General features: G+C 62.0%; 26 protein-coding genes. 17 read left to right on the top strand and 9 right to left on the bottom strand.

The features are described 5' to 3' along the window. Window positions 1-103: 103 nt before the first annotated feature. The gene (zapE, locus tag ASU23_RS29175; RefSeq protein ID WP_058039239.1) at window positions 104-1,051 is read left to right on the top strand and encodes a cell division protein ZapE; all 948 of its coding nucleotides are present in this window, start codon (window positions 104-106) and stop codon (window positions 1,049-1,051) included. A 9-nt stretch (window positions 1,052-1,060) separates the two neighbouring features. Here zapE and ASU23_RS29170 read toward each other — a convergent pair whose 3' ends face one another. Then, window positions 1,061-1,810 carry an AraC family transcriptional regulator gene (locus ASU23_RS29170; protein WP_058039312.1) on the bottom strand — a complete coding sequence of 250 codons (750 nt, stop codon included), beginning with the start codon at window positions 1,808-1,810 and terminating at the stop codon, window positions 1,061-1,063. Here ASU23_RS29170 and ASU23_RS29165 point away from each other — a divergent pair. After that, window positions 1,785-2,630 carry an ABC transporter ATP-binding protein gene (locus tag ASU23_RS29165; protein ID WP_007734065.1) on the top strand — a complete coding sequence of 282 codons (846 nt, stop codon included), beginning with the start codon at window positions 1,785-1,787 and terminating at the stop codon, window positions 2,628-2,630. The two genes, ASU23_RS29170 and ASU23_RS29165, sit on opposite strands and share 26 nt — an antisense overlap. After that, entirely contained in the window at window positions 2,627-3,934 is a 1,308-nt protein-coding gene (locus tag ASU23_RS29160; protein ID WP_058039238.1) for an FtsX-like permease family protein, read from the top strand. The genes ASU23_RS29165 and ASU23_RS29160 overlap by 4 nt, the downstream gene beginning before the upstream one ends. Window positions 3,935-3,952: 18 nt before the next feature. Here ASU23_RS29160 and ASU23_RS29155 read toward each other — a convergent pair whose 3' ends face one another. From ASU23_RS29155 to ASU23_RS29140, 4 genes are all read right to left on the bottom strand, one after another. Continuing rightward, window positions 3,953-4,801 (bottom strand): sterol desaturase family protein, encoded by an 849-nt coding sequence (locus ASU23_RS29155; RefSeq protein WP_058039237.1) that lies wholly within the window; start codon window positions 4,799-4,801, stop codon window positions 3,953-3,955. 82 nt (window positions 4,802-4,883) lie between these two features. Next, window positions 4,884-5,693 (bottom strand): PE-PPE domain-containing protein, encoded by an 810-nt coding sequence (locus ASU23_RS29150; protein WP_003945630.1) that lies wholly within the window; start codon window positions 5,691-5,693, stop codon window positions 4,884-4,886. A gap of 188 nt (window positions 5,694-5,881) precedes the next feature. Next, window positions 5,882-7,069, bottom strand: coding sequence for a serine hydrolase (locus ASU23_RS29145; protein WP_058039311.1), 1,188 nt, complete (start codon window positions 7,067-7,069; stop codon window positions 5,882-5,884). Between the two features lie 133 nt (window positions 7,070-7,202). Beyond that, entirely contained in the window at window positions 7,203-7,490 is a 288-nt protein-coding gene (locus ASU23_RS29140; protein WP_003945791.1) for a MerR family transcriptional regulator, read from the bottom strand. A gap of 484 nt (window positions 7,491-7,974) precedes the next feature. Here ASU23_RS29140 and ASU23_RS34070 point away from each other — a divergent pair, with 484 nt between their 5' ends. Next, window positions 7,975-8,211, top strand: a complete 237-nt coding sequence (locus ASU23_RS34070; RefSeq protein WP_007734072.1) for a hypothetical protein — start codon at window positions 7,975-7,977, stop codon at window positions 8,209-8,211. A 136-nt stretch (window positions 8,212-8,347) separates the two neighbouring features. Here ASU23_RS34070 and ASU23_RS29135 read toward each other — a convergent pair whose 3' ends face one another. From ASU23_RS29135 to kstD, 3 genes are all read right to left on the bottom strand, one after another. Next, the gene (locus tag ASU23_RS29135) at window positions 8,348-10,111 is read right to left on the bottom strand and encodes a cholesterol oxidase substrate-binding domain-containing protein (RefSeq protein ID WP_007734073.1); all 1,764 of its coding nucleotides are present in this window, start codon (window positions 10,109-10,111) and stop codon (window positions 8,348-8,350) included. A 69-nt stretch (window positions 10,112-10,180) separates the two neighbouring features. Further along, on the bottom strand, window positions 10,181-11,038 hold the full coding sequence (locus ASU23_RS29130; protein ID WP_058039236.1) for a MaoC/PaaZ C-terminal domain-containing protein: 858 nt from the start codon (window positions 11,036-11,038) through the stop codon (window positions 10,181-10,183). After that, window positions 11,028-12,752 carry a 3-oxosteroid 1-dehydrogenase gene (gene kstD / locus ASU23_RS29125; RefSeq protein WP_007734077.1) on the bottom strand — a complete coding sequence of 575 codons (1,725 nt, stop codon included), beginning with the start codon at window positions 12,750-12,752 and terminating at the stop codon, window positions 11,028-11,030. Before kstD ends, ASU23_RS29130 begins: the two co-directional genes overlap by 11 nt. A 115-nt stretch (window positions 12,753-12,867) precedes the next feature. On the opposite strand from kstD, the gene ASU23_RS29120 reads away from it, so the two are divergent. Genes ASU23_RS29120 through ASU23_RS29095 form a run of 6 tightly spaced genes read left to right on the top strand, consistent with a single transcriptional unit; the run spans window position 12,868 to window position 18,447 of the window. Next, window positions 12,868-14,466, top strand: coding sequence for an FAD-binding protein (locus ASU23_RS29120; RefSeq protein WP_058039235.1), 1,599 nt, complete (start codon window positions 12,868-12,870; stop codon window positions 14,464-14,466). A 3-nt stretch (window positions 14,467-14,469) separates the two neighbouring features. Continuing rightward, on the top strand, window positions 14,470-15,255 hold the full coding sequence (locus tag ASU23_RS29115) for a 2-keto-4-pentenoate hydratase (RefSeq protein WP_058039234.1): 786 nt from the start codon (window positions 14,470-14,472) through the stop codon (window positions 15,253-15,255). Window positions 15,256-15,263: 8 nt separating this feature from the next. Beyond that, on the top strand, window positions 15,264-16,166 hold the full coding sequence (locus ASU23_RS29110) for an acetaldehyde dehydrogenase (acetylating) (protein ID WP_003945771.1): 903 nt from the start codon (window positions 15,264-15,266) through the stop codon (window positions 16,164-16,166). Next, on the top strand, window positions 16,163-17,206 hold the full coding sequence (gene dmpG / locus ASU23_RS29105; RefSeq protein ID WP_007734084.1) for a 4-hydroxy-2-oxovalerate aldolase: 1,044 nt from the start codon (window positions 16,163-16,165) through the stop codon (window positions 17,204-17,206). Before ASU23_RS29110 ends, dmpG begins: the two co-directional genes overlap by 4 nt. A 3-nt stretch (window positions 17,207-17,209) precedes the next feature. Next, the gene (locus ASU23_RS29100) at window positions 17,210-17,962 is read left to right on the top strand and encodes an SDR family NAD(P)-dependent oxidoreductase (protein WP_058039233.1); all 753 of its coding nucleotides are present in this window, start codon (window positions 17,210-17,212) and stop codon (window positions 17,960-17,962) included. Continuing rightward, window positions 17,959-18,447: a VOC family protein gene (locus ASU23_RS29095; RefSeq protein WP_058039232.1), complete on the top strand. Its 489-nt coding sequence runs from the start codon at window positions 17,959-17,961 to the stop codon at window positions 18,445-18,447. The genes ASU23_RS29100 and ASU23_RS29095 overlap by 4 nt, the downstream gene beginning before the upstream one ends. Here the strand turns inward: ASU23_RS29095 and ASU23_RS29090 are convergent. Further along, on the bottom strand, window positions 18,434-20,041 hold the full coding sequence (locus ASU23_RS29090) for an FAD-dependent monooxygenase (RefSeq protein ID WP_058039231.1): 1,608 nt from the start codon (window positions 20,039-20,041) through the stop codon (window positions 18,434-18,436). The genes ASU23_RS29095 and ASU23_RS29090 overlap by 14 nt on opposite strands. 140 nt (window positions 20,042-20,181) lie before the next feature. Between ASU23_RS29090 and ASU23_RS29085 the strand changes: the two genes are divergently transcribed. From ASU23_RS29085 to ASU23_RS29055, 7 genes are all read left to right on the top strand, one after another. Beyond that, window positions 20,182-20,658, top strand: coding sequence for an HIT family protein (locus tag ASU23_RS29085; RefSeq protein ID WP_058039230.1), 477 nt, complete (start codon window positions 20,182-20,184; stop codon window positions 20,656-20,658). Window positions 20,659-20,829: 171 nt separating this feature from the next. Continuing rightward, complete coding sequence (locus ASU23_RS29080) at window positions 20,830-22,005, top strand: alkane 1-monooxygenase (RefSeq protein ID WP_003945652.1); 1,176 nt, start codon at window positions 20,830-20,832, stop codon at window positions 22,003-22,005. Next, a complete protein-coding gene (locus tag ASU23_RS29075) occupies window positions 22,002-22,172 on the top strand; it encodes a rubredoxin (protein WP_007734092.1) in 171 nt (56 codons plus the stop codon). The genes ASU23_RS29080 and ASU23_RS29075 overlap by 4 nt, the downstream gene beginning before the upstream one ends. Window positions 22,173-22,202: 30 nt before the next feature. Then, the gene (locus ASU23_RS29070) at window positions 22,203-22,394 is read left to right on the top strand and encodes a rubredoxin (RefSeq protein WP_007734094.1); all 192 of its coding nucleotides are present in this window, start codon (window positions 22,203-22,205) and stop codon (window positions 22,392-22,394) included. Then, window positions 22,394-23,650 (top strand): NAD(P)/FAD-dependent oxidoreductase, encoded by a 1,257-nt coding sequence (locus tag ASU23_RS29065; protein ID WP_058039229.1) that lies wholly within the window; start codon window positions 22,394-22,396, stop codon window positions 23,648-23,650. Before ASU23_RS29070 ends, ASU23_RS29065 begins: the two co-directional genes overlap by 1 nt. Window positions 23,651-23,724: 74 nt before the next feature. Continuing rightward, a complete protein-coding gene (locus ASU23_RS29060) occupies window positions 23,725-24,351 on the top strand; it encodes a TetR/AcrR family transcriptional regulator (RefSeq protein ID WP_007734097.1) in 627 nt (208 codons plus the stop codon). A gap of 197 nt (window positions 24,352-24,548) precedes the next feature. Next, window positions 24,549-25,382 (top strand): hypothetical protein, encoded by an 834-nt coding sequence (locus tag ASU23_RS29055; protein ID WP_003945441.1) that lies wholly within the window; start codon window positions 24,549-24,551, stop codon window positions 25,380-25,382. Window positions 25,383-25,428 lie beyond the last annotated feature (46 nt).

Raw genomic sequence — 25,428 nt, 5'->3', positions numbered from 1 at the left:
ATGTTGCTGGAGTTGAATGTTGCTGATGGTGCGTCGTGAGGGTCACATTGACTCGATTTGCCTTCGATCACTAGCCTCGACTCTACAGACGTAGAGGAGTCTTATGCTACTGGACAAAGAGCAGTTGGCGGCACGCGAAGCCCTCGACGCACTGCAGGCCCGGATCTCGGGCGGTGAGGTCGGGGGTGGGATCTATCTCTGGGGTAGCGTCGGCCGCGGGAAGACGATGCTCATGGACGAGTTCTACGACAGGCTCCCGGTCAGCAAGCGGCGCATTCACTTTCATCGGTTCTTTGCAGATCTGCACTCTCGGGCGCATGAACTCGGCTCGGTGGGCGTGGCACTGGATCACGTCGTCGATGGAATCCGTGTGCTCTGTTTCGACGAGTTCCACATCGACGACGTCGCCGACGCCATGTTCATGGCAAGGGTTCTCGACACAATCGTCGCGAAAGGCGTGACTGTTGTCGTCACGTCCAATGTTCCGCCGACCGATCTTCTTCCCAATCCGCTTTTTCACGAGCAGTTCGTTCCGTCGATCGAGTTGATTGAACGGACTCTCGAGGTGATCGAGTTGGGTGGCTCCGTCGACTATCGGACGGCGGGACAGCCAGGTGCCGGGGACTACCGTTTTGCGACAGGGGAATTCCTCGTCGGCTCGGGAGCTACGCGGCCTTCGGGCGAAAGTGTCGAATTGATAATAGGCACACGCACATTGGAGTGCTCGGCGATTCGAGACGGTGTCGTCTGGTTCGACTTCGAGGTGCTGTGCACTGGTTCGACCTCGGCTGCCGATTACCTCGCGCTCGCCGCCCGCTTCGACGACTGGGTGATCTTCGGAGTGCCGGTGCTCGCCGAGGCGTCGGAATTTGCCCTTCGCCGTTTCGGAAATGTCGTCGATGTTCTCTACGACGTCGATGCGCGGCTGACGATCTACGCCGACGCTTACGTCGAAGAAGTGGCAGGCAGCCTCCGGGACGTGCCGGGGTTGGCGCGCCTCTACAGTCGTCTGTCGCTACTGGCGAGGTCGGCGGTGGGCAGCATCAGTTGAGGAGCAGCGTCAATTCCAGGTGAGATCGCCGGTCGCGGCGCTGGGCGTGAGTCCGAACATGCTGTGGCAGATCCGGTTGAGATGGGCGCTGTCGGTGAAGCCGGCCTCGTGGGCACTGGTTGTCAGGCTTGCGCCACCGCTCATCACTTCCATGGCGCGTCGTAGCCGCAACCAACGAATGTAGGTCGAAAAACTCATCTGCAGTTGATCGTTGAAGATTCTTCCCAATCGGCCGGGCGAGATGGAGACCAGCGCGGCGGTGTCCGTCACCGTTATCGGCCCCGAAAGTCGCTCGGGCAGTATCGTCAGAGCATGCTCGAGTGCAGGGTGAAGAGCGCGTACGCTCGACGGCTGCTTGCTTTCGGACAGTGAATCGATCAGCCTCGCTGCGTATTCCAGATCCGAATCAGCGCCGCGGTCCGTCATCGCTACTGCGGTCTGCCCACGGTCCGACCAGTCGGCCACACCACCGCGGCCCGGCTCCGGTGGCCTGATGCGCAGACCCATCCCGGTGGTGGAGTCAATGTAAATCGCCCGTCCCCGCGCACCCTCGGAGGCGGACAACGCGTGGACCGCCCCGGATGGAATGACCACGGACCGCACGACTTCACTGTGGCCGTCCCCGTCCGTGACCGTGACGTCCCCGTCGTCGATGATCATGATCTGAACAGCGGCGTGCGAATGCATGTGCGCGGATCCCACTGCGCCGGTGAACATGAGAATTCCGGGCTCCATGTGGACGGCGCCGGACCAGGTCATGTCGGAAATCATAGTGACGACCCTGACAGAGCTCGGGGTCCGGTCATCCTCCGGTAGGACCGCACTCGGTTCGAAGATCGTGCGCTGGGCCGATGTGCTGGCGAGGGGTTCACGAGAAGGTGGAATCATGAACAACGCACAAGCACCCGCAGTCCTGTCGGTCCACGCGCTGGGCAAGTCGTACGGCGACGTTCCAGTGCTCCGAGGTGTATCGCTGGAAGTGCGCGCCGGTACTGCTACGGCCATCATGGGTCCTTCAGGGTCGGGCAAGTCGACTCTGCTGCATTGCATGTCAGGAATCGTCAAGCCCGACTCGGGAGCAATCCTGCTGAGCGGCAGGCATATCGAGAACCTCGGTGAGAACGACCGCAGCCGCCTCCGACGCGAGTCGTACGGATTCGTTTTTCAATCGGGCCAACTGTTACCGGAGCTTCCGGCGATCGAGAACGTCGCTTTGCCCTTGGTGCTCAACGGGTTGTCCATCGCCGAAGCCAAGCGGACGGCGCACGGCTTCTTCGCGCCATTGGGACTGGACGGTCTGCAGGACCGTCGCCCGGGTCAGATGTCGGGTGGTCAGTCGCAACGTGTGGCGATTGCGCGAGCGTTGGTGACCAAACCCGCCGTTCTCTTCGCGGACGAGCCGACCGGTGCCCTCGACGCGCAGACGAGTTGGGAAGTGATGAGGGTGTTGCGTGATTCGGCTCAACAGATCGGTTCTGCGTTGGTCGTCGTCACTCACGATGCCGAAGTCGCTCGGTGGTGTGATCGCACGATGATGATGCAGGCCGGTTCGCTCGTCGGGACACAGGTGGCGGCATGAAGGCCACAGCGCGCGTTGCATTGATGACGATGCGAGGTGAAGGACGAAAGGCCTTGAGTACCTTCGCGCTCCCAGTGTCCGCATTTGCCGCCTCGACGACGTTCTTGCTGACGGTGCTCGGCGGCTACGGTGCATTTGCGGGCAGATCGAGCGAACCCGAAGCCGAGGCGTACCTAGCGCTCGCAGGGGTTGCTTCGGTGTTGATGATCGTTCCAGCCGTCACTCTCGGTCTGGCGGCGGCCCGCTTGGGCGCGCGCCGTCGCGACGAACGACTTGCCTCGCTGCGACTCATCGGATCCACCCCTCGCCAGATCGTTGCGCTGTGCGCTGCGGAATCGGGTATCCAGGGCTTGGCCGGTGCGTTGATCGGTGTGGTGGGATACCTCCTCGCGTTGCCGCTCGTAGCTCTCTTGAGATTTCAAGGTCGGACATTCGAGTGGAGTGAGCTTTGGGTAGGCGCACTTCCGCTGGTGGGCATCGTATTCGGAATGACCATCCTGGCTGCTTTGACGTCGATGCTCGGGATGCGCCAGGTGTTCGTGAGCCCGTTGGGCGTCACGGCGGGCAATCCCAGCGCCGCACCGAAGATGATCTTCGCGGTGGCTGGGGTGGGGGTTCTTGTGGGATGGAGTGCATTCGGGGGCTCCGCGGCAAGCATCGCGGCAATCCTGGTGGGCCTTGGTCTCTGCTTCGGCGTTGTTGCGTTGGTCGGTCCGTTCGTCATTTCGCTGCTTGGACGGATCATGCTCAAATGCGCCAAAGACGGTGCTTCGCTGATTGCGGCGCGTCGGGTCTTGGACAATCCGAAGGCTGTGTGGCGCACGGTCAGCGGTGTGACGATGGCCAGCTTTGTTGCCGCAGGCACATCTCTCCTCGCCGCGATCGGCAACGGGGAGGGACAGGATTTGCAGCCAGGGCAGGAGTTCCTGTTCGCGGACATGAGAACCGGGGTGTTGTTCACTCTCGGAGCAACATTCACGTTGGCGGCCATCTCGTCTGCGCTCACCCAGGTATCCGGGATCCTCGACAACCGTGAGCTGTATCGGAGTCTGACTTTGGCCGGCACACCTGTCGAGGTGATGGACAGCGCCCGCATGAGGCACGTTCGCACTCCCGTGGTGGTGATGGCACTGGCCGGTGCCGGCGCTGCACTGCTGTTCCTCTTCCCACTGGCAGGGGCAGCCGTATTGACCACTCCGATGGCGCTGGTTCAGTTGGGCGTCACCCTGGCTGTGGGGATCGCGTTGGTGTTGGCCAGTGCGTTTGCAGCCAAGCCCGTCATGCGACGGGTACTCGCGGGCTGAATCTCCACCCCTCGTCCGTCAGTTCTGTCTCCGGAACGGTTCGGCCAACTGGCCGAGGTAGTCGTCCGGGTAGTCGGGCTTGGCCGCCATTCCGAGATCGTCACTGCTGAATCGCTTTTCCGGATCGAAAGAATAAGTGCGGAACAGGTGATCCCAGATCAGAGTGAACAAACCGAAATTGACGTCACCGATTCCCGCCCACTTGAGGTGATGGAATCGGTGGCCGGCGTTGAGGGCGAGTATCGGGCGCAGGGGGCCGATGCGGTAGTCGGCATTCGAATGCTGAAGCAGGAGTTGGACAGCGACACAAACCGCGAGCGCCGAGGCAACTGGAACGGGCATCCCGAGGAGGATCAGTGGCAGGACGCCACCTGCGGTTTCGAAAGTCTGATGCACGGGGTGCTTCATCAGTCCGTTCATACCGTAGAACCGTTCGAGGCTGTGATGAACCGCGTGGAAACGCCACAACCATCCAACCTTGTGGCTGATCAAATGCACGACGGTGATGCCGAAATCGGCAACCAACACTGCGAAGACGACCTGAACGACAAACGGAAGACCGATCGGCCACAGCCCGTCGAACGGAATCACCGCTGCCATCAACGGGATTACCGCGACGCTGACCAAGATGAGAGATTCGTTGACAAACGCATGGACCGCGTCGCGAAACCTGTCCGGTCCGGGGGCATTCCACGAAGATTCGTAGGGAAGCGCCCGTTCGGCGGCGAAAGAGCAGACCACTGCGAAGAGAATCAATGCCACCAGTGACCATTTCGGCGCGCCGGATGCCGCCAGCGCGATTGCGGCTCCGTTGATTCCCAAGAGCATGAACGGGACGTACCCGTATCTGACGATGAGGGTGAGCATGTATTCGATGGTGCACGGCGCGGGTGGTCCTCGACTTGTACGAATCGGTCGACTTTCAGTCAGCCGAACAAGCGGTGTCGCGTTACTTCGTCAGCACGGTGGCGAGTGCAGCGCTCAGATACGGAGTGATGTTCTCGACGACCCGTGTCACGATCGCAGTGGCGACGTCAGCCGGTTGCAGTGGCACCGACGGTGTCTGCGGCAGCGCCGGGGGAGCAGGCGGAGCGGGCTCGGACATCATCGGCGTGTAGGTGTTGTGCTTCGTGAAGTAGCCGAAGACCGAATCCACGAACACCTCGGGCGCATCACGCGGCTTGGGCATGTTGCAGATGCCGTCACCCTCGATGCAGACTTCCTGCACTGCGATGTCTCCGAATCCGCCGCGTGCTCCGGACATCGTCGCTCCCGGAACGACATTGGGCACTACGGTTTCGATGCCCCCGGCCGAGTTGCGAGGGTCGGCGTAGAGGACGCCTTCGACTTGCGATTGGGGAATGGATCCGTCACGTGCGATGTCACCGAGAACGTCGCCGGCAATCCGTGCTCCCTGTGAGTATCCGGTGACGACGATCTCGCTGCCCGGGCACTGAGCGTGGAAAGCGTTGACTTCAGTGCGAAGCGTCTGGGCGCCGGCGGCAACGCTCTGGTCGTACGTCTGTTCGCCGAGCGGCCAGAAGCTGGCGGGGTAGGTCACCGGCTTGGAGGCGTAACCCTGGGCGACGTAGCGGTCGGTGACGGGTTGCGTCGTTTGTCCCGTCGGATCCCACGTTCCGCCGACCGCGAATACCGCACCGGCCGGGCACGACCCACCGTCATTCGGGTCCGCTCCGGCAGGTACCGACATCACAAGAGTCACCCCCGCTGTGACTGCAACCGTGCATGCCACTGACATCGCGTATTTCCTCATCGGGCCTGTCCCCATCTATCTACGTTCTCGTTCACTGGCGAGACAACCCGCGGTCCGACGCGTTTCGTTCGGTACTGAAGAGAATGGTGATGGGGCGATAAGTCCTGGAGGTAATCCGTGCGTAAACAGGAAGTTGCCGACCGGCGCTGTTTACTACCAGCGTGTGTGGGGCGTCACGGCGTCGGTACCTGCGGCGGGTGATCCGGCTCGAGGAGGGTTCCGATCTCCTTCCCCATCGACACGGCGTTGTTGAGGTCCGCGTTGGTTGTCGGCCCGAGTGTGGCGTAGACGACGATCGTCGTCTTCGAATCGGGGTAGTAGAGCGCGAGACCGTTGTAACCGCCGTACGACGGGTTCATCACCAGCCAGCCGTCGAGGTGCCCGGTCCCGAAGGAAAAGAACTTGTCCGCCGTCATACTTCCCAAGCCCGCAGTCGTCGGCGCCATCTGCTGCTCGAAAGCCTTGTCGGAGAGTAACTCTCCCGTTCCCAGCGCGCGCACCCACTTTCCGACGTCGGCGACAGGCGCGTTCATGTTTCCGCTGTGCAGGAACGCCGTCGGATTCCAGAAAGTGGAGTCTTCGAATACTCCACGTTCATTGGTGTAACCGTGCAGGATCGGTTCGTCCATCTGCGACGTGAGTACAACGCTGCTGTGATCCATCCCGAGTGGATCGAAGACGCGCTGCTGAAGTAGTTCGCCCAGCGGTTTTCCAGTCGCTTTCTCCATGACGTCGCCGAGCAGCGTCAGGTCGCTGTGCGCGTACGCCCAACTGGTGCCGGGTTCGAACAACGGCGGGCGGGAGTTGGCAAGATCCAGGATCTCTCGAGAAGTCCAGCCCTTCATCGGGTTGTCCGTGAAGAGTTTGAGGAACTGTGGATCGGTCACGTAGTCGGAGATGCCCGACGTGCTGTTGGCCAGCATTCGCGGAGTGATGGTGTCTGCGCGTGGAAAGTTCGGTTCCCACTTCGCGATCGGTTGATCGAGGGGAAGCGTTCCCTCTTCGTCGAGTTGCAGCAGGACTGTCGAGAGCATCGGTTCCATCGGTTGGCCGACGCGCAACTGCATGTCGGTTGTCGCCGGAACTCCGACAGGGGACTCTCCGACGGCGCCGAGAGCAACTTCGTCGTCGCCTCGCCACACCCCGAACACAGCGGCACTGAGGCCTAAGTCGGCCACTTGGCGGCGGACGATGTCCGTGATCTCGGTGGATTCCCGACTGCTCGAGGTGCTGGGAGAGGCGCTGCCCGTGTTTGTTGCGGAGTCATCGTCGGAACTGCACGCAGCGGTTGCAATGGCAACGGTCAAGACGATCGACAGAGCAGACAGCCGCACCCGAGCGCGGTGGTGGGAGGAAGTCATGCCTGCGATCCCTTCGATGTGGAAATCGAGCAACCGACGCCGAGCAATGTCCCAATTGGCCGAATTTACCGCAGTTGGAAGGAGGAGGGGTCAGATCGACCGTATAGGCGCAACTGCTGTTCCAGTGCAGTCCTCATTCGGGTGCCGCGTCCGGTTCCTCTCGCAGGTCCTGCGCTTGCTGAAGCTCGGCGTTGATGCGACGGGCTTCGGTGAGTTGGTCTTCGAGGATGATGATGCGGCAAGCCGCGTCGAGCGCCGTGCCGTTGGCTACGAGTTCGTGCGCGCGGGCTGCGATGCGCAGCTGGTAGCGGGAGTAGCGGCGATGTCCGCCCTCAGAGCGTTGCGGGGTAAGTAGTTTCGCGGCATCGAGGCTACGAAGGAAAGCTTGCCTGACACCGAGGATCTCGGCCGCATGTCCCATGCTGTACGCAGGATAGTTCTCGTCGTCGAATCTGCCGGAGGGGTCCCCCGGTGGTGTATCTGCCGGAATGGCTCGCTTCTTTCGCTGAACGGACGGGGCCCCCGGCGCGAGGAGCGCCGGGGGCCGGATGGGGTTGAACTTACTTACATAACTGCATTCTTTCGAACTTCCGGACTCGCACAAGACATCCGGTAGCCGCTTTGAAGGGGGGTGCCGGGTCCGACTACACACTCACACACGAATTCGGCCCCGGCACGTCCCTGCCCTGCGGTACTGCTTGCGGGTAGTTCATCTCTCCCGCATCTCTTGACTCGTTCCTTGCTACGAGAAAAAAGATACAACAGCCTCGCGAGAATGTCTACCCTGACCGCTGTAGATATTTTGTTGCGAACATTCTAGGTGTTGATATTCAGGAACGGCCTGGTCGTCGGGGGTGAGAGCGCTCAATGTGAGTCATAGGAGATGGATCTGGGACAATGCTCCGATGCGAAATACCCCGAAGTCCGAGTCGTTGTTGCGCGCCCGCGCGGAGAGGGAAGAGCGCACCGGCTCCTCCGAGCATCCAGCTGGTGGCGCGCCGAACCCCGGAGAGGACTCGTCGTCGTCCGAGCCGGGGGCACGCAGCGACAGCGCCACGATTCGGTCGGCTCGGTCCGAGCTCTCAACTCACGCCAGGGCAGTGGAAAGTATGCACGAGGCGATCCATCCTGATCGCGATTGAGGCAGCTGCCTCGTCGGGATGCGGGGGGACTCCTTCATCCCGCTCACTGCAACGCACGACGGCCGCCGCACTCCCGAAAGTAAGGGGAGTGGCGACGACCGTCGAGTTGTCAGAGTGTGCGCTCAGTACTTGAACCTCAAGGCAGCAACTGGTCCAGGAAGGTGTTGCTGAAGACCTTGTGCGGATCCAACGCGTTGAATGCGGCGTTGGCGGTGTCCCAGTTGTCGCTCGATGGGACGCCGTCGCGGTAGGTCTGGGGGAGGCCCTGGGTGATGATCGGGGTGTCGGTGTACGGCTTGTCGGGGCCGAACGCCCAGCCCTTGGACCACTCGGGGCGGAAGGTGGCGTCGTTGTTGTTGTAGTGATTACGCATCCACTGTTCCATTTCGCGGTAGAACGCGAACATGCCGGGGGTTCCGGGGACGCCGAGGACGTTGAGCCAGATGGCGGTGTCCCATTCCGGATGGTCGGGGCGCGGGCGCATGGCCGAGATGGTGGGGGCGCCTGCCGAGTCGACCTCGACATCCGACGGTTGATCGAGGCCGCAGCAACGGATTTCGACGGGGCCGTTGAGGGGGAACTGTCCGATAGAGCGGTAGTACTCCATGCGACCGTTGAACCACTGGGTGAAGTCGTGGATGACCTGGCCGATGTTGGCGCGCGAGGTGATGACGGCTCCGCCGCCCTCGGTCAGGCGCAGGGTGGTGGCCCGGATGTAGAACTGGACGTCCTTGGACCATCCCCACAGGTCGTTGGAGAACGTCGCGGCGAGTCCGGCAACGGTGGTGGCGTACATGATCTGCCCGAATGCCGGTGCGATGCCCGGGTTTCCGGAGTTGATCTGGCCGATCATGTCGGTGACCGGCTCCGGGAGGTTGTCGGAGAAGATGTAGTTGTACGGTCCGGTCACCTCACGCGAGAACGGCGGCTTGGTGGGTGCAAGTGACCACACCTTCATCCACGGGCGTTCGGTGAAGGGGTACCAGATTGCTTCTGCGCGACCGTTTTCGCGGACGAACTTCTCGAAGGTGCGTCCGGACGCTCCGCGGGCGCCGAAGAGTTCCTGCCAACCGATGTCGGTGTGGCTGACGCAGCGCATGCGGTAGTTGGGGGCGGCCTGCAAGGTGACGGAGGTGAGGAAGGTGCGTCCGAGGTGAGTCAGCAGCGGCTTGATCGCCGCGTCGCTACGTGCATACGTCTTCAGTGCGTACTCGCTGCCGTTCCAGACCACTGCGGTCAGGGACGTGACGAGGTTGGAGAGTGAGCCGAAAGTCTGTCCGGGAACGTGTGCTTCGCCTTCGGCGGGAAGAGCTGCGCCGTGAGCGTCGACGGCGAGGCAGCCGGCAATGGTCAACACACCCGGCGCCGGCAGGTTCGCGAACCCGAGGCCCTGTGCCTGCAGTGCGGTGGTGATGGCGTCGAGGGTCGCGCCGGGTCCTGCGGTGACGGTGGCTGGGCTGCCACCGGCGTTGACGGAGACGCCGGTGAGGTGGACCGTGGTGTCGGCGAGGATGACCTTGTCGACCGGCGCACCGTTGACGATGGTCAGCGGCGTCCAGCCGTGCATGGCACCGCGGGGACGAATGGTGTAGCCGTTGGCATGGCCCCAGTTCGCGAGGCGGACTACGTCTTCGGGCGTCTTGGGCGAACAGGTCCAGATCGCGTCGAGCATGATCTCTTTGGACCAGTTCTGATATGCCTGCTGGTACAGCGCGATGCCTTCGGGGAAGGCAGGCGGCGGCGTGAGGGTGGAGACAGGACCACCCGCGGAGCCGGAGGAGCCGGCGGGGACGGCATAGGCCGGCGTCCAGCCGGCGAATGCGGTCGCTGCCACGGCGCCGGCTCCAGCGGCCATGAAACCTCGTCGGGACAGTCGGAACTTTTCGTCTTGTGCCGTCATCTTCGGGCTACTCCATCGGGTTCGAGAACTACGGTGAGTTCTAACAGGTGGGTATCAGACAGGTTGGTATCAGACAAGAGTGAGAACTACGTCAGCCAGGGCAGGAGCTTCGCGCTCCAGTACAGAAGCTGAGATCAGGAGTCGCCCATTGTCTTTCCAGATCTGGATACTCAAGTTCTCGCCGGGAAATACGACCCCGGCAAAGCGGGCCCGAAATCCGGCTACCCGACTGCTGTCGCCGTCGAGCATGGTATCCACTGCGGTCTTGCAGACCATTCCGTAAGTACACAGTCCATGCAGGATAGGCGCTGGAAAGCCTGCCGCGGAGGCGAATTGCGGATCCGAGTGCAACGGATTCCGATCACCACACATCCGGTACAGCAAAGCCTGCTGTGGAAGCACAGGCGTCACCACTGTCTCATCTGCTTCGCGATCCGGAAGCGTAATCGACTCCGACGGACCACGTTCACCCCCGAAACCACCCTCGCCGCGGGCGAAAATGGACGAGCGAGCTGTCCACAGCGGGTTGCCCTCGGCGTCGACCGTGACGGATTCCTGCACGATCACCGCGGCCTTGCCCTTGTCCCAGATCTCGGCGATTCGAGTTGTGGTGCGGCCACTTCCACTTGCCGGGATCGGCTGATGGACAGTGACTTCCTGGCTCCCGTGGACTACCTTCGCCAGATCGATTTCGACGCCGGGGAACGACACCTTCGGTGCTTCGGTGGCGTGGAAGTTGGCGGCGACGGTGGCAAAGGTGGGTAGTACCTGAGGCTTTTCGTCGTCGAGGTATCGAAGCTCGGTCGGATCAAGCGGACGAGCACCTGCCCCCAGGGCCAAGTGGTAGTGCTGCACGTCCGGCGGGGTCCACGAGAACTCTTGTGGCGCAAGCTCGGCGCCGAGTGCGATCTTCGGATCAATTGGCATGGTCGACCGCCGTCTTTTCAGCTGCAGGTGCTTCGGTTGTCTCGGCCTTCTTCGCACGCTCGACGATGTCGAGTACGGCCAGGTAACCGAAAGTCATTGCGGGACCGATGGTCGCGCCTGGTCCGGCGTAGGTGTGGCCCATGACCGGAGCGCTTGCGTTGCCAGCCGCGTAGAGGCCGTCGATGACGCTTCCGTCTTCGCGTAGTGCTCGGCCGTTGACGTCGGTGCAGATTCCGCCCTTGGTGCCGAGGTCACCCGGAACCATCTTGATGGCGTAGAACGGAGCCTTGCTGATTTCGGCGAGGCTGGGGTTCTTCAGTCGGGGATCGCCGTAGTACGCGTCGTAACCACTGTCACCGCGTCCGAAGTCCTCGTCCTTGCCGTTGCGCGCGAAGCCGTTGAACCGATCGACGGTTTCGGTCAGCGATGCGACGGGAAGCCCTGTCTTCTCGGCCAATTCGGCGATGGTTCCCGCCTTGACCACGATGCCGGCCTTGAGCCAGCGGCCGGGGAAGGGAGAGCGGGGAGTGATACCGGCAAACGTGTAGCGGTTGCGGTAGCGCTGATCGAGAATCATCCACGTCGGGATGTTCTCGCCGGGGCCCTCGCCCTGACCGTACTCACCGCCGTACATCGCATGGGTTGCCTCGACGTACGGAGCCGCCTCGTTGCCGAAGCGCTTGCCCGACATGTTGACCATCATGCAGCCCGGGAGGGTGCGCTCGGAGAGAGCGAACCACGGTCCGCCGGTCAGCGGAATGGACGGGCCCCACCAGGCGTCGTCCATGAAATCGACTGCAGCGCCCACTTCTTGGCCTGCGCGGATACCGTCGCCGGTGTTTGCCTTCGCGCCGACGGTCCATTCGGTGCCGATAGGTGCGCGCTGGTACTTCTCACGCATTTCCTTGTTGTGCTCGAATCCGCCGGATCCCAACACGACTCCGTGGCGAGCGCGGATGACCTGCTCCTCGCCGTCGACGATGACGTTGACGCCGCGAACTGCGCCGTCTTCGGTGTACAGGGAGGTCAGCGGGGTGTTCAGCAGGATGGGTACTCCGGCGGACTGAAGTCCGAGTCGAATACCGGCGACCAGTGCCTGGCCGCGAACCAGCAGATCCTTCTTGGTGGCCTTCGCTGCGAGGAATCGCATGCCGACCTTCATGGCGCGCAGGGGTCCGCGAGGATTGCGCATCAGCAGGTTGAGCCACTTGTAGTCGGCCTGGGTGATGACGAAGTTCTTGGGGGCCTTGACGTAGTCGGGCTCGAGGTTCTTGCGGTCGGCGCCCAACTTGTTGCCGTCGAACGGGGTGGGCTCGACACTGCGGCCACCGAGGCGTCCGCCGGGTGCTTCCGGGTAGTAGTCGGAGTAGCCGGGAACCCACTGCAGCTCGAGCGGGCTGTTCTTCAACACGAACGAGAGCATCTCGGGACCGCGCTCGAGATAGGTGTCGATGCGTTCGGGAGCGACAACGTCGCCGATGATGCTGTGCAGGTAGGAACGTGCGGCCTCCGGTGTATCGGTGACACCGTCCGCTTGAAGTGCCTCGTTGTTGGGGATCCAGACCCCACCACCGGAACGGGCGGTCGATCCGCCGTAGTGGGCGGCTTTCTCCACGATGACCACACTCAAGCCCTGGTGGGCTGCGGTCAAGGCCGCTGTCATACCTGCGGCACCACTGCCGACGACGACGATGTCGTATTCCTGCTTGCTCATGTAGAACACGTTATAGAATGATGGGGGTGTCAGTCCATGCTTTCTGCCAGGAAGTATTTCCGGACGTTGTCATTGATAACGAAACACGTTGCAGTGAGATTGAGGATGGTGCGGTGTGACCTGGGATACTTCGGTTGACGTCCTTGTGGTCGGGTTCGGTGTGGCGGGCGCCAGTGCGGCGCTCGAAGCGGTAGCGGCCGGTTCGTCGGTTTTGGCAATCGACCGAGCACTCGGTGGTGGTGCCAGCACGATTTCCGGAGGAATCTACTACGCCGGCGGCGGCACCGTGATTCAAAAGGAAGCCGGTGTCGAGGACAGTCCCGAAGCCATGCTCGCCTACCTGAACCGCGAGGTCGGTGACGCGGTGACGCCGCAGACTCTGCGCCGGTTCGTCGACGAGAGCCCGGCGTCGATCGACTGGCTGCGCAGTCACGGCGTGCCGTTCGAGGCCTCACTCTGTCCGTACAAGACGTCGTACCCGAGCAACAAGCACTACCTCTACTTCTCGGGTAGCGAATCGGCCGGCGGGTTCCGTGACATCGCAAAACCTGCTCCGCGTGGTCATCGCGCCAAGGGGCGTGGCACGTCGGGAAAGATGCTGTACGGCCCGCTCGCGAAGTCCGCGGAGGCGAAGGGCGTCCAGTTGCTCGGCCAGACGCGAGCGGACCGGCTGATCATCGAGGACGGCCGGGTGATCGGCGTCGAAGCACTGACGCTGCGTGACGCACCTGCCGGAGTTCGTCGCCGTCACGCGACGCTCGGGTCCCTGTCCTCCAAGCCCGGCGTCTACGCACCGCAGTTGCGCACGATTCTCGACGCACTCATCGCGAAGATCGAGAAGAAGCACGCCAAGCGGATTCGCATCCAGGCACGCGGCGGCGTGATCCTCAGCGCCGGCGGCTTCGTGTCCAATCGCGAGATGATGCGCACCCATGCCCCCGCCTACAAGGGCGGTATCCCGCTCGGCACGTCCGGGGACGACGGCAAAGGCATCAACCTCGGTATCGAAGCCGGGGGAGCCACCGACAAGCTCGGCAATGTGTCCGCCTGGCGATTCATCGTCCCGCCGAGTGCTTTTCTCGGTTCCATTTTGGTGGGTGAATCCGGTGCGCGAATCGTCGACGAGTCCCGTTACGGTGCCGCTCTCGGTCAGGCGATGGCGGAGAAGAGCAGCGGAATCGGTTGGCTGCTGGCAGATTCCGAACTCGTTCGCGAAGCGAAATCGCAGATAGGTGACCAGTCGATGTGGTTCCAGCGGGTGCAGACCACCGGAATGATGCGTACTGCAGTGCGTGGCAACACCATTGCCGAGGTCGCCCGCAAAGCGGGGATAGACGTCGCCGGCCTTCAAGCCACCGTCGACGCGCACAACTCCGCTGCCGCTGCCGGACAACCTGATCCGATGGGCAAACCGTCGGACTTCGTCAGGCCGATACTGTCTGCGCCGTTCACGATGTACGACGTCTCGATCAAGCCCAACATGATGAATCCGTGCCCGATGCTCACGCTCGGTGGATTGGTGGTCGACGAATCGTCCGGCATGGTGAAAAACGAGGCCGGGGAGGGTATCCCTGGTCTGTATGCCGCCGGCCGTACCGCGGTCGGTATCTGTTCCAACTCGTATGTGAGCGGCTTGTCGCTCGCCGACTGCGTATTCTCCGGACGACGAGCCGGTCAGCACGCAGCCGCATTCTCCACAGTCGGAAAGGCCTGAACGATGCTCTCGACGCAGATCCGCGGCGAACTTGCCGACCATCTTGATTCGGCGGAACGGGATCGCGCTCCGATCAGCCCGCTGATCGCCACGTATCCGGACATCGACGTCGTCGACGCCTACGAGATCCAGCTCATCAACATCAGGCGTCGTGTTGCCGGTGGCGCAAAGGTGGTCGGACACAAGGTCGGACTCTCGTCACTGGCGATGCAGCAGATGATGGGCGTCGACGAGCCAGATTACGGTCACCTGCTCGCCGAGATGGAAGAGTTCGAGAACCGTCCGGTCGACACGTCGCGCTTCTGCTTCCCGCGCGTCGAGGTGGAGGTCGCCTTCATTCTGGGAGCAGATCTGCCGGGCGCCGGGTGCACCGAACAAGACGTCATCGACGCCACTGTCGCCTATGCGCCGTCCATCGAGTTGATCGACAGCCGGATCAAGGACTGGAAGATCGGCCTCTCGGACACCATCGCGGACAACGCGTCCTCCGCCGGGTTCATTCTCGGCAAGGAACGAGTTCGCCCGTCGGACATCGACATCAAGGCGATCGACGCGGTGCTGACCTGCAACGGCGAGCGGATTGCGGAGGGGCGCAGCGATGGGGTTCTCGGTAACCCGGTCACCGCTGTCGCGTGGTTGGCGCAGAAGGTCGACACGTTCGGAGTTCGGCTCAAGGCCGGCGACATCGTTCTGCCGGGTTCGTGCACGCGAGCGATCGACGCTCATCCAGGCGACAACTTCCGAGCCGAGTTCAGCGGCCTCGGTTCCGTCTCTCTTCAGTTCACGTAGGAGTAGTCATGACCAAGGCAAGTGTGGCGATCGTCGGATCGGGAAACATCAGTACCGATCTGTTGTACAAACTGCAGCGTTCCGAGTGGCTCGAACCGCGATGGATGATCGGAATCGATCCCGAGAGTGAAGGATTGGCGCGCGCCCGCAAGATGGGACTCGAGACCTCCGCCGAGGGCGTCGACTGGTTGCTGAACCAGGCGGAGAAACCGGACCTGGTCTTCGAGGCGACGTCGGCATACGTGCACCGCGAGGCAGCACCACGCTACGAGGCCGCCGGTATCCGTGCCGTCGACCTGACTCCGGCCGCGGTCGGCCCGGCTGTGGTTCCGCCCGCGAACCTGCGTGAGCACCTGGACGCACCCAACGTCAACATGATCACTTGCGGTGGGCAGGCAACCATTCCGATCGTCTACGCGGTGTCGCGTGTCGTCGACGTGGCGTACGCCGAGATCGTCGCCTCCGTTGCATCATTGTCCGCCGGCCCGGGAACTCGCGCGAACATCGATGAGTTCACCAAGACCACCAGCCGCGGTATCGAGACCATCGGCGGCGCACAGCGCGGCAAGGCGATCATCATCCTCAACCCCGCGGACCCGCCGATGATCATGCGCGACACAATCTTCTGCGCTATCCCCGAAGACGCCGACCAGGCCGCGATCACCGACTCCATTCACCGCGTCGTCAAGGACATCCAGCAGTACGTGCCCGGCTACCGGTTGCTCAACGAACCGCAGTTCGACAAACCGAGCGTCGTTTCCGGTGGCTATGCAACGGTCACCACGTTCGTCGAGGTCGAAGGCGCAGGCGATTTCCTACCGCCGTACGCGGGCAACCTCGACATCATGACGGCAGCAGCCACCAAGGTGGGCGAGGAAATCGCCCAGAAGCTTCTGAGTGTGAAGGCATGAGCGACATGATTCATTTCGATTCGAGCTGGGACATCCGCGTCACCGACACGTCGCTGCGCGACGGCTCCCACCACAAGCGTCATCAGTTCACCGTCGACGAAGTACGAGCCATCGTCGGTGCCCTCGACGGAGCCGGAGTGCCGGTCATCGAGGTCACTCACGGCGACGGCCTCGGCGGATCCTCCTTCAACTACGGCTTCTCGAAGACTCCCGAGCAGGAACTGATCAAAGCTGCAGTCGAGACGGCGACCAACGCGAAGATCGCCTTCCTGATGCTGCCCGGGTTGGGCATCAAGGACGACATCGTCATCGCACAGGACAACGGTGCGTCCATCTGCCGCATTGCAACTCACTGCACCGAGGCAGACGTATCCATCCAGCACTTCGGCCTCGCGCGTGAGCGTGGACTCGAAACAGTCGGATTCCTCATGATGGCTCACTCGATTCCGCCGGAGAAGCTGGCCAAGCAGGCTCGCATCATGGCCGACGCGGGTTGCCAGTGTGTGTACGTGGTCGACTCGGCCGGCGCGCTGGTACTCGAGCAGGTATCCGATCGCGTCGAGGCGCTGGTTCAGGAACTCGGCAACGACGCTCAGGTCGGCTTCCACGGACATGAGAACCTGGGCCTGGGCGTCGCCAATTCCATTGCGGCAGTTCGTGCGGGAGCCAAGCAGATCGACGGTAGTACCCGTCGGTTCGGTGCCGGCGCCGGCAACGCCCCGGTCGAGGCGTTTGTCGGTGTCTGCGACAAGATCGGAGTCAAGACCGGTATCGACTTCTTCGCGATCGCCGATGCAGCCGAAGACGTTGTGCGCCCGGCAATGCCGCAGGAGTGCCTGCTCGATCGTCAGGCACTGATGATGGGCTACGCCGGCGTGTACTCGAGCTTCCTCAAGCATGCCGAGCGTCAGGCCGAGCGGTACGGAGTGTCGTCCGCGGAGCTGTTGGTGCGCGCAGGTAAGCGCAAGTTGGTCGGCGGACAGGAAGATCAGTTGATCGACATCGCGCTGGAACTCCAGCGCGAAGCAGCGGCTTCCTAGGTCATGGCAGACGTACTGGCCGGAAAAGTGGCCTTGGTGACCGGCGCGTCCTCAGGGTTGGGGCGCGCGGTGGCCGAGATACTCCACCGCAGGGGCGCACAGGTTTTCGGTATCGCCCGCGACAAGGAAAAGCTGCGACAGTCGATGGTCGAGGTGGTCGGCGCGGATGGAGAGCGTCGTTTCGCGGCGACGGACGTCTCGGATTCCGCTCAGTGTGATGCGGCCGTGCAGGCGTGCGTCGACGAACTCGGTGGTATCGACATCCTCGTCAACGTGGCGGGATCGCACTCGCTTCGTCATACGGCGGATATTGCGGATTCCGAATGGGCACATGACCTTGCGGTCAATCTGAACGGACCGTTCTTCCTTTCCCGAGCAGCACTGCCGCACTTGCTGGAACGGGGCGGCAACATCGTCAACGTCTCCTCGATCGCGGGACTGGAAGGGCAGGCGTACTCGGCTGGATACTGCGCTGCCAAGCACGGACTCATCGGACTGACCCGAGCGATGGCGATGGAGTACACCGGAAAGTCTCTGCGTGTCAACGCAATCTGCCCCGGCGGCATGATGACTCCTCAAGTCACCGGATTCACCTTCCCCGACGGAGTCGACTTCGACCTCGTCATGAAGGTTGCCTCGCCGCGTGGCTTGATGGAAGCCGAGGACGTTGCGAAGATGGTGGCTTTCGTTGCCTCCGACGACGCCTCGGCGATACACGGGGCCGTCTACTCGGTGGACAACGGAAAAATGGCATGACCCCGTTGGTCTCGGGACCGATCTTCCAGATCTGCTGGGTGGTCGAGGACATCGAGGCCGCCGAACAGGAGTTCACTCGGCAGTGGGGAGTGGAGCGATGGCTACGTATGCCAGACATCGCCTTTGGTCCCGAGACCACAACCTTTCGCGGGGAGCCCGCAGACTATGTCGTGCACGTGTCGATCGGATATGCGGGCAGCCAACAGCTCGAGCTGATCCAACCAGTGTCTGGACGCAACCTGTACACGGAATTCCTGGAGACTCACGGCGTCGGAGTTCATCACCTGGCTTGGGTTCCCGACGATTACGAGGCGACGTTGCTCGAGGCCGAGCGTCGCGGAATGTCGGTGGTGCAACAAGGTCGGGTAGAGGGCGTCGGCATGGAGTTCTCCTACCTCGATGCCGGGCCGTTGGGTGGATACGTCGAGTTGATGAAGCTCTCGCCCGAGATTCGGTTGATGTTCGCTTCGCTCATTCCTGATTGACGGCAAATACTTTCGTGAAGTAGTCGGAAACGTTCTCCGGGTGACCACGGAATCCGAGGTAGCCGTCGGGGCGAATGACCAGCGCCGCCGTACCTTCGACCCCATACGCGGCGCACAGTTGCGAGGCGTTGTCCTCGATGATCGGCACCAGCGAGTCGACGGTCACGGTTCCCGGTGGCACTATCGCGTAGACGTCCAGCAAGCCGTGCGCTGATCGAATTGCGGCGTCGGCGACCTTCTCCAAGCTGTTGATGCTCTCCGCGGATCCGTCCGAAGTCAGCAGTAACGTGTGGTCGACTCCGGACAGCAAGTCGAACAACCGAATTGGATACTGCACACCGTCTCGGCGCATTCCGCGTGCATCGGGTGCACGCTCGCCCGGTTGAACGTGTGGACTCGAAGAATTACGCCCGGTGTTCAGCGGACTCTCCGAGTAGTCGATCAACAATTGAGCCTGGCGCCGCATTGCCGTGTCGATGGAGGACTCTCCCGAACCGATTCCTTCTCGAGCATTTCGGACCGTCATCCCGACGACTTCTTCACCGACCGGCCGCCTTTCGGCGTCGTAGGTCTCGAGAAGATCCGCTTTCGCAACACCTTTGACGGCGAGCGCTATCTTCCACGCAAGATTGTGGGCGTCCTGGATCCCGGTGTTCATGCCCTGCGCGCCAGTCGGGGGATGGATGTGCGCGGCGTCGCCGGCGACAAAAACCCGTCCGCGGCTGTAAGCGTCGACGATGCGGTGGCTGATGCGGAAGACCGAGGACCATCGCAGCATCGAGGCGGTTGTCGGTTCTGGGGACAGTCTGTCGAGCACAGCCTGGATGTGATGGAGTTCAGGTGTCTTTCCGGTTGAAAAACCGTGTTGTACAGCGGCTTTGTTCGACGATTCGTCCGGCATCAACTCGTCCGGAACGAGCATCGACATGCGGTACCGCTTGTGTCCGGGAAGTGGGATGCAGACGAGTAGGTCGTCGGTGGTTCCGTCGTCGGCGGTGTGGTTGGCGCGGACGGAGTAGCCGCTGGGTATCGACCAGTCGACTTCGACGTCGCCGAGCATGTAGCTCTCGGCAAACGCGCCGCCCTCGAAGCTCAGGCCCAGCCCTTTGCGGACCACGCTGTGCGCGCCGTCGGAACCCATCAGGTACCGGGCTGTCACAGTGCTGCCGTCGCTGAGGGTGCAGGTGACGGCGTCGTCGGACTGTTCGAATGCAGTGAGGCCGACTCCGCGTTCGACGGTTGTTCCCAACTCGGTGAGGCGCTCGGTGAGGATGCGCTCCGTCGAGTACTGAGGCAGGCAGAGAAACCAGTAAGGAACGTCGTCGGGGAGGGTGAGGTCGACGCGGCCGACCTCGACGCCGTTCGTGTACATGATCTGACCGCGCATCAATGTCGAGGCGTCGAGTGCCTGGCGGAGCACCCCCATGTTCTCGAAGAGTTCGAGAGTGCGTGGCTGAATCCCGACTGCTTTCGCGTATTGCCGCGGTTCGTCGAGGGGGTCGACTATTCGACAGGAGATACCGCGTCTGCGCAGCTCGATCGCGGTGGTCAATCCGATCGGGCCGGCGCCCGCTACCAATACGTCGGTATCCATGAGGACCCACTCACGTCGGGGACAGTCGGTCATTTCAGTATGGGTACGCGAACTTTTGTTTTGGGGAAATTCGCGCAGATCGGGCATTTTGGGGCTTTCCACACGGGTCGCAGACGTTGAGGTCGTGGGAAGATCGCGACGTGAAGGCAGGCGAGTTGCATCATGAGCCGCCGGGGTACCGGTGCCCGTTCTGTCGCTTCGCGCTGGGCGAGTTCGACGAGCACAACGCGTCGACCGACCTGGTTGCTCGAACCGACCACGCAATCGCTCGGATTTCCCCGAAGTGGTGGCCGGGCAACCCCGGCCACGTAGTTGTGTCGCCGATCGAGCACTTCGAGAATCTCTACACTTTGCCCACGAGCGTCGGGCACTCGGTTTTCGACCTGGTTCAGGCCGTGGCTGTTGCAATTCGTGAAGCCTACGGCTGCGACGGCGTCTCGACCCGGCAGCACAACGAACCGGCGGGCAACCAGGACGTCTGGCACCACCACGTCCACGTATTTCCGCGATACGAGGACGACCACCTGTATTCCCGGCATGGCGAGGCGGCCTACGTTCCGCCTGAGGCGCGAGCGCCTTTCGGCGCACTTTTGCGCCCTCGATTCCTTGAACGCTGATCTGCCGCCACATCCTAGTGATGTACAAATCTGCGTGTTTGTAAAACTTTTACCTCAAAAATCGTTGACAAAACGCCATCATTTGTCCACTCTCTATACATAGATGTTGTTCGTGTCGCGGATTACCGCGCAGGACGCACTCACTGATCCGAACGAGAACTGGAGAATTCGATGGCGGCGTTGGTGTACACCGAGCCAGATGGTCGGCTCGCAACTTGGAGAGACCGGAAACGCTACTTGTGGCTGCTGGCGCTGATTCCGTCATCGGCAACTTTCATCGCCGTGGGGCTTGTTACCGCCACCGGATGGAATGTCTTCTGGTGGACCGGCCCACTGATCGCGTTTGCTCTCATTCCCGTCATCGACATCCTGGCGGGTGAGGACGGGAAGAATCCGCCCGACGAGGTGATCGACGAACTCGAGAACGACCGCTTCTACCGGTGGTGCACCTACGCCTATCTGCCGCTGCAGTACACGGCCTTCTTCCTGTCCTGCTACATCTGGGCACGTTGGGATTTGAGCGTTCTCTCCAATATCGGACTCGCAGTGACGATCGGTGTGACGGCCGGAATCGGCATCAACACAGCCCACGAACTCGGGCACAAGAAGGAGAGCGTCGAGCGCTGGTTGTCCAAAATCGTTCTCGCACAAAGTGCTTACGGTCACTTCTACCTCGAGCACAACCGTGGCCACCATGTGCGAGTGTCGACTCCGGAAGATCCGGCGACCTCGCGCTTCGGTGAGACCCTCTACGGTTTCTGGCCGCGCAGCGTCGGCGGAGGATTGAAGTCGGCGTGGCATCTCGAGAAGACCCGCTTCGAGCGTTTGGGCACCACGCACTGGAGCATCAAGAACGACGTGCTCAACGCCTGGCTCATGTCGGTTGTTCTGTTCGGTGTCGCGCTTGCAGTGTTCGGGATCGGCATCGCGCCGTACCTCGTGATCCAGGCGTTCATCGGGTTTTCGCTGCTCGAAGCGATCAACTACCTCGAGCACTACGGACTCCTACGTCAGAAAACCGCAAGCGGACGGTACGAGCGATGCACGCCGGCGCACAGCTGGAACAGTGATCGCATCTGCACCAACGTCTTCCTTTATCACTTGCAGCGGCACAGCGATCATCATGCGAATCCGACACGGCGCTACCAAGCGCTTCGCAGTATGGAAGAGGCCCCTCAGCTCCCGAGCGGCTACGCCAGCATGATCATGCTCGCAACAGTCCCGCCCCTGTGGCGCAAGGTGATGGACCACCGCGTTCTCGAGCACTACCGAGGTGACATCACCCAGGTCAACATCGCGCCGAAGAAGCGGGCCAAGATCCTCGCAGCCTACGGGGTGAACGCATGAACGCCTACATCTGCCCGATCTGCGACTACACGTACACCGAATCGACAGGCGCTGCGCGAGAAGGCTTTCCGCCCGGCACGCCGTGGTCGAGTATTCCGGACGACTGGTGCTGCCCCGACTGCGGCGTCCGCGAGAAGGTCGACTTCACCCTCGTCACGCAATCCTGATCGAAATACCCACCGGTGAAAGGAAAACCGATGTCCGAGACTGCCACTGCTTACAAATTGTTCCGCTGCCTCCAGTGCGGGTTCGAATACGACGAAGCGATCGGCTGGCCCGACGACGGTATCGAGCCGGGTACTCGCTGGGACGAGATTCCCGAAGACTGGTCCTGCCCTGATTGTGGTGCCGCCAAAGTCGATTTCGAAATGGTGGAGGTGGACCGCTGATGACAGCGGTCAGCGAGCCCGACACACGCACCGTCGTGATCGTGGGCACGGGCATCGCCGGTTCCGGTGCCGCGCAGGCCCTGCGCAAGGAAGGGTTCGGCGGCAGCATCATCCTGATCGGAAGCGAACCTGAGGAGCCGTACCGCCGCCCAGCGCTGTCGAAGGAGCTACTGTCCGGGAAAGCGTCGTTCGATCGGGTTCGGTTGCGGCCGTCGACTTTCTGGAACGAGCAGGGTATCGATCTTCGGATCGGCGCAACTGTCACGAGTATCGACACAGATTCCCGCACAGTACTTTTAGCCGACGGTGACAGCATCGACTACGACGTTCTGATTCTTGCCACGGGTGGACGGTCCCGACGGTTGGCCGCGGAAGATTCCGAGCGCGTTCACTATCTTCGGGATATCGCAGACATGCGACGCTTGCAATCCCAGCTGATCGAAGGATCCTCGCTATTGGTGGTCGGCGGTGGCTTGATCGGATCGGAGGTGGCGTCAACGGCACGCGACTTGGGTTGCAGTGTGCAGGTTCTCGAAGCGCAACCGGTGCCCCTGTCCAGGCTGCTTCCACCGTCGATAGCGGAGAAGATCGCCGCGCTGCACGTCTCGGCGGGCGTCGCCTTGCAGACGGGAGTCGACCTCGAGACGCTCACGACGGGTGCCGACGGCGTCACCGCACGTGCGCGTGACGGACGCGAGTGGACAGCGGAGTTGGCCGTCGTCGCAATCGGATCCTTGCCCGATACCGATGTGGCTGCTGCTGCGGGTATTGCGGTGGACAACGGGATTTCGGTAGACCGATACCTCCGGACCTCCGTCGACAATGTGTACGCGATCGGCGATGTGGCCAACGTGCCCAACGGTTTTCTCGGCGGCATGCACCGTGGTGAGCACTGGAACACTGCGCAGGACCACGCAGTTGCAGTTGCCAAGACCATCGTCGGGAAGGAAGAACCCTTCGAATCCGTCCCTTGGAGTTGGTCGAACCAATTCGGCCGCAACATTCAAGTAGCGGGTTGGCCAGGCGCGGACGACACCGTGATTGTTCGAGGAGACTTGGACTCCTATGACTTCACTGCGATCTGCATGCGCGACGGAAATATCGTCGGTGCTGTGAGCGTGGGCCGGCCGAAGGCCATTCGTGCCGTCCGAACCCTTATCGAACGCTCCCCGGACATCAGCGCCGACGTACTCGCCGATACAAACAGGGATCTGACCGAACTTGCGGCGGGTCTTGTCGCCTCACCGGTGCTCTGAGTGCACTCGTGACTTCTGTGGCTTGCGTGTCCACCGTTTTGACACCGAGCACGGGCGATGGAAATCTTCCCGATATGTCCACCGCTCGTGCCCGTGTCCCGTACCACGAGGCAGCTCGTCAACTCCTCCGTGCGTCAGCGCTCGACGCCACACGCGAACTCTTGACCGAGAAATCGTGGAACGACATCACGATGGCGCATATCGCGGAAGCTGCGGGTATGAGCCGGCAGACGTTGTACAAGGAGTTCACGTCTCGCCAGGGATTGGCGTCCGGATACCTCATCCGTTTCGTCGACGAGTTCCTCGAAGAGGTGGAACGCGAAGTAACGCTGCATCATTCGGATCCGCGGGGCGCGGTCTCGGCAGCCTTCCGTGCCTTCTTCGACGCCGGTGCACGGGATCCGATGGTGGTCAGCATTGTCGGTCCCCGGCCGCAGCACGACCTGCTGAGCTTGGTCACCACTGACGGGACTCCGCTGCTCGAACATGCGAGCGCGAGGTTGGCCGAGATCTTCATGACCAGTTGGGCGAACGTCGACCGCATCCATGCCGAGATGTTCGGCAGCACGATAGTGCGTCTGGCGATCAGTCACGTGACGTTGTCTTTCGGTACCCCCGATCAGATCGCCGAGAACCTGGGGGAGATGTTCGGGCCGTTCCTCGATCAGGTCATCGGTTCGGGCACAGTCGAACCGAACTGAGCCGACAGGATCGATACGGTTTCCGGGCTAGGACGGAAGTTCGATCGAGCGTGATCGCCGTAGTTCTTTGGTGGGAAAAATCGTCGTTATGTGTGAATCCGCGTCTCACTTCTCGGTAGCGTGCCGGGCGTAGATCGAGGTGCGATCCACAGGGGGTGGCTCTCGTGAATTTCCGTCAACGGTGGAGGAATTCGAAGATGAAGAGCCGCAACAAATCTCGAGTGATGTCGACAGTCGCGCTAGTTGCAACATTTGTCATGGCCGGTGCAGGTGTGGCAATTGCCGACGAATCATCGTCAGGGTCTTCCGGCAGCGGATCGCTCGGTTCCTCCGGTGCGGCAGCGGTTGATCCGTTGACCTTCGACGGTTGGGGCACGTGCCCGATCGAGGATCTCGAGGTGACGACGTGCGCCAGCGTCGTAGTTCGCGGAGGGACCATGAAATTGGGCGCACTTTCGGTGCCGATCCCGGACGGAAGCCTCAAGGTTGCGGGCGGAGTGAAATACGCGACCCAGCCGGACAACAGTTTCATCGAGACGTTCGTCGCCAAGCAGGACGGGTCCAACGGGGTCTATTCCAATCCGATTTCGGTACCCGGAGGTGCTCTCGGGATCGATACTCCGCTGGGACTGACTCAGATCAGCGCGACGGTGGAATCGGTGGGAGTCCCGGATCTGAAGGTTCTCGAGCAGGAACTCACCATGCCTGTTCGATTGAAACTGTCTAATCCCTTGCTCGGTGACGATTGCTACATCGGTTCGGTTTCGAATCCGATCAACCTTCACCTGACCACAACCGGAAACCCTCCGTCGGAACCTATCGGTGAGTTCCCCGGTGCAGTGTTCCCGGCAGTCCCACATTCGGATGCGGTGTTTGCGGCGCCGGGAGCCAGCGGGTGTGGACCGCTGGGTGCGCTCAACTGGGCCGTGAATCTACGCGGGGGAGTGCCGGCGGCCAGCGGAAAGAACTCTCTCACCACGTCGAGCGACGTCTACGCGGTGGCTGCACGAAAGGTGCGACCGCCTGCCTGACGGACGCGCGGGCGCTGGAACGTAAAACGAGGGCCGACCCGTGGGT

The organism is Rhodococcus sp. KB6, assembly GCF_001445685.1.
GTDB lineage: Bacteria > Actinomycetota > Actinomycetes > Mycobacteriales > Mycobacteriaceae > Rhodococcus_F > Rhodococcus_F qingshengii.
The sequence above is the reverse complement of the archived record's forward strand: the minus strand, read 5'-3'. Positions and strand labels throughout refer to the sequence as shown.